Source organism: Candidatus Methylomirabilota bacterium, from assembly GCA_035260325.1.
GTDB lineage: Bacteria > Methylomirabilota > Methylomirabilia > Rokubacteriales > CSP1-6 > AR19.
In genome coordinates this window covers 1-3,525 of sequence record DATFVL010000225.1, presented here as the reverse complement: position 1 = coordinate 3,525, position 3,525 = coordinate 1, and the positions used below count along the sequence as shown (strand labels likewise).

Below are 3,525 nucleotides of genomic sequence, written 5' to 3'. Positions count from 1 at the left end.
TGCCACGTGATCTTACGCGGCGGCGCGGACGGCCCGAACTACGACGCGATCCACGTGCAGAAGGCGCTCGCCGCGCTCCGCGACGCGAAGCTCCCCGCGCGGCTCATGGTGGACACGAGCCACGGCAACAGCGACAAGGACCACAAGCGCCAGCCCGTCGTCGCGCGCGACGTGGTGTCGCAGATCGCGCAGGGCGAGGGCGGGATCATCGGCCTGATGCTGGAGTCGTTCCTCGCGGAGGGCCGGCAGGACCTGAAGGACAGGCGGCACCTCGTCTACGGCCAGTCCATCACCGACGCGTGCATGGGCTGGGAAATGACCGTGCCCGTGCTGCGGGACCTCGCCGCCGCCGCCCGGGCGCGGCGCAAGGCGCGCCGCTAGCGCGCGGCGTCGCGCCGGGCGCGGCCGTCGTGCTCGTCGAGCTCTACCTGCTGCTCCCGCTCGTCGCGGGTGTGCTCGCGCTCGTCGTCGCCTGACGCTACCGCCGGCGGCGCCTCGTCTGGTGGGCGGTCGCCTGCGGCATCCTGGGCGGCCTCGCGGGCAGCGTGCTCTACGTCGCCCTGATCCTCCGGCACACGTCGTCCACCGCCGCGATCGGAGTCATCTTCGTCCCGTGGATCTTCGCCGTCGCCGCGGTCGTCTCCGCCGTCTGGGGTCTCTGTCTCTATCAGCTCGCGCGCACCACGACGGTTCTCCGTCAGGGCCCGCGCGCCGTCGTCCTCTGGCTCGCCGCCGTCACGTTCCTGGGCGGCTTCGCATACTACGGCGCGACCCTCGCCTCGAACGTCCTCACGTTCCGCGCGCTCCAGGATCCCGGGGCGCCCGCGCGCGTCCTCGAGCCGCGCTATCGCGAGGCGCTGGCCGCCAGGAACTACCTCCAGCTCTCCGCGATCGCGGCCAATCCGCACACGCCGCCCGCGATCCTGCTCGAGATGGCGACGAGCGAGGACCCCGGAATGCACGAGAAGCGCGAGGGGCTCGCGACCATGTTCGACCGCGACGCGCTCGCGGTCGTGCGCAAGGTGCTCCGCAACCCCGGCATGCCGCCCGAGGCGATCCCGTATCTCGCCAAGTCGAAGAACGCCTACGTCCTCGGCGACGTGGCGGCGCACCGCAAGACGCCCGAGACGATCCTGCGCGACATCGCCGCGCGTGACGACGGCTACCTCGTGCACTGGGGGCTCGCCGGGAACCCGACGAACCCCGCGCGAGATCCTCGAGCGCCTCGCGGGGGACGGCGATCGCGTCACGACCCAGAACCTGGCCGGCAATCCGAGCACGCCGCTCCCCGTCCTGACGCGCCTGGCCGGGAGCCCGGAGCAGTTCGTGCGGTGGGGCGTGGCCCGCAATCCCTCGATCGACGGGGCGATCATGGAGCGGCTGGCCGCGGATCCGGACGAGACGGTGCGCTTCTATCTCTCCTTCAACCGCGCGGCCACCAAGGAGACCCTGGAACGGCTCGCCCGGGACCCGAGCGAGCGCGTGCGGCGCTACGCGGGCGAGCAGCTGGCGCGGAAGGCCCGCTGAGCGGGCGCCCTCGACGCGCGCCACGTTCCCCGCTACGCTAGGGCGCCATGGACGAGACACGACCCTTCGCCGGCATCGAGGTGGTGGAGTTCGGCCAGTTCATCGCCGTCCCCTTCTGCGCCCAGGTGCTCGCCGAGGGCGGCGCCCACGTCGTCAAGATCGAGACGCTCGAGGGCGACCCCGTGCGCCAGATCCTGCAGCTCGCGCCCGGCGAGACGCGCCACTTCGTGTCGCGCAACCGCGGCAAGCACTCGCTCCCGCTCGACCTCCGCCGCCCGAAGGCGGCGCGCGTCGTCGAGCGGCTCCTCGCGCGGGCCGACGTGGTCCTGACGAACTTCCGCCCGGGGCTCGCGGAGGAGTTCGGCCTCGACTGGGCGAGCCTCGCGCCACGCTACCCGCGGCTCGTCGTCGGCAACGTGAGCGCGTTCGGTCGCCGCGGTCCGGACGCGCGCCTGGCGGGCATGGACCTGGTCGTGCAGGCGCGGACCGGGCTCATGGCCGGGCTCGGCAAGACCCAGGACGGGCTGCCCGCGTCGGGCGACGCCCCGATCGCCGACTACATGTGCGCGATGACGCTCGCGTTCGGCGTGGCGGCCGCCTTGTTGCGGCGCGCCCGCACCGGCAGCGGCGGCGAGGTCGACGTGTCGCTCATGATGGCGGCGCTCGTCCTGCAGAACAACGCGATGGTCCGCGTGGAGTCGGCGGACGGCCCGACGCACGCGACGGCGCGCGCGAGGCTCGCCGAGGCCCGCGCGGCGGGGCGGCCCTTCGAGGAGCAGGCGGCGCTCGCCCCCCAGGTGCGGACGCCGGGCCTGGCGAACGTCTACTTCCGGACCTACGCGACGCGCGACGGCGTGATCGGCGTGGCCTGCGCGAGCCCGGGGCTCCAGCGCACCTTCATGAAGGCGCTCGGGCTCGCCGACGAGGCGCACGCGAAGCCGATCACCGATCGGGAAGGGCTCTCACGCCACTACGTCGCGCTGCGCCCGCGCGCGGAGGCGGTGCTGGCGTCGCGGACGACCGAGGAGTGGCAGAAGATCTTCGACGCCCACGGCCTCCCGGCGTCGGACGTGAAGCTCGCGTTCGAGCTGCTGGACGACGAGCAGGCGCTCGCCAACGACCTGCTCCACGATCTCCCCCACCCGGCGCTCGGCCCCGTGCGCGTGCTGGCACCGCCCCTCGCGCTCGACGGCGCCGGTTTCCGGCCGGGCGCGCCGACGCCAGCGCTCGGCTCGGAGACGCGCACGCTGCTCGGCGAGCTCGGGTTCTCGAAGGAGGAGATCGACGCGCTCGTCGCCGAGCGCGTCACGCGCTGCTGAACCGCCCTCTAGGGCTACATCGATCGAAAGTGGCCCTCGAAGTCGGCCGTCCAGAGATCATTGGGCTGCGTCGTGGTCAGCGGGACGACGCCCGGATGCTGGTAGTGGCGCCGGCGCCGCCGTTTCTTGATCAGCCCGCGGCGCGCCAGGAGGTCACCGGCGGTGCTGACGGCGGGCAGGTCCAGGCCCGGATGCCGCGGCCCGAGCCACGCCGTGTGGGTGGAGTTTGCTTTCCGCGTCGACGGACGAGCAGGGGTCTCGCGGGGGTTCCGGGACTGGCTCGCGGAGAATGGGTACTATGCCAGCTACGATGATGAGGGCGGCTGGGAGTGGCGTCCCAAGAATTTGGCCAGGTTCAGCATCCGGTCTCGACCCGATCGCGTACGAAGGAAGGAGGGCGCTCAACGTGCTCATGCGAGGCGCGAAAGAAGCGGTATCCGATTTTCGGGTACTCGCGGGGAGATGAGAGTCGCGGCCTGCGCTGCTGCGCAGCGGCAGCCTAAAGGTTGCCGGCCTTCGGCTCAGGCTGGCAGAGCTGTTCCGAAAGGGCGTCGCGTTGTCGCACTAGACCTTGGCGTGGTCGAGACCACGGTTGAGTCGTAGGATTCCCACGATTCCTGCCAGGAGTCCTCTATGAAGATCGCGATCGTCGGCTGGGGCTCGTTGATATGGTGTCCTG

The 3,525-nt window shown here is 71.9% G+C and carries 4 protein-coding genes; 3 read left to right on the top strand and 1 reads right to left on the bottom strand.

Going from position 1 to position 3,525, the window contains the following annotated elements:
- Positions 1 to 381, top strand: a 381-nt coding sequence (locus tag VKG64_14245; protein ID HKB26201.1) for a 3-deoxy-7-phosphoheptulonate synthase, incomplete at its 5' end; no start/stop codon positions are given.
- Here VKG64_14245 and VKG64_14240 read toward each other — a convergent pair.
- Positions 378 to 1,175 (bottom strand): hypothetical protein, encoded by a 798-nt coding sequence (locus VKG64_14240; GenBank protein HKB26200.1) that lies wholly within the window; start codon positions 1,173 to 1,175, stop codon positions 378 to 380. The two genes, VKG64_14245 and VKG64_14240, sit on opposite strands and share 4 nt — an antisense overlap.
- On the opposite strand from VKG64_14240, the gene VKG64_14235 reads away from it, so the two are divergent.
- Both VKG64_14235 and VKG64_14230 read left to right on the top strand, forming a co-directional pair.
- Positions 1,153 to 1,527: a hypothetical protein gene (locus VKG64_14235; GenBank protein ID HKB26199.1), complete on the top strand. Its 375-nt coding sequence runs from the start codon at positions 1,153 to 1,155 to the stop codon at positions 1,525 to 1,527. The genes VKG64_14240 and VKG64_14235 overlap by 23 nt on opposite strands.
- Before the next feature lie 47 nt (positions 1,528 to 1,574).
- Positions 1,575 to 2,846: a CoA transferase gene (locus tag VKG64_14230; protein ID HKB26198.1), complete on the top strand. Its 1,272-nt coding sequence runs from the start codon at positions 1,575 to 1,577 to the stop codon at positions 2,844 to 2,846.
- Positions 2,847 to 3,525: the final 679 nt, after the last annotated feature.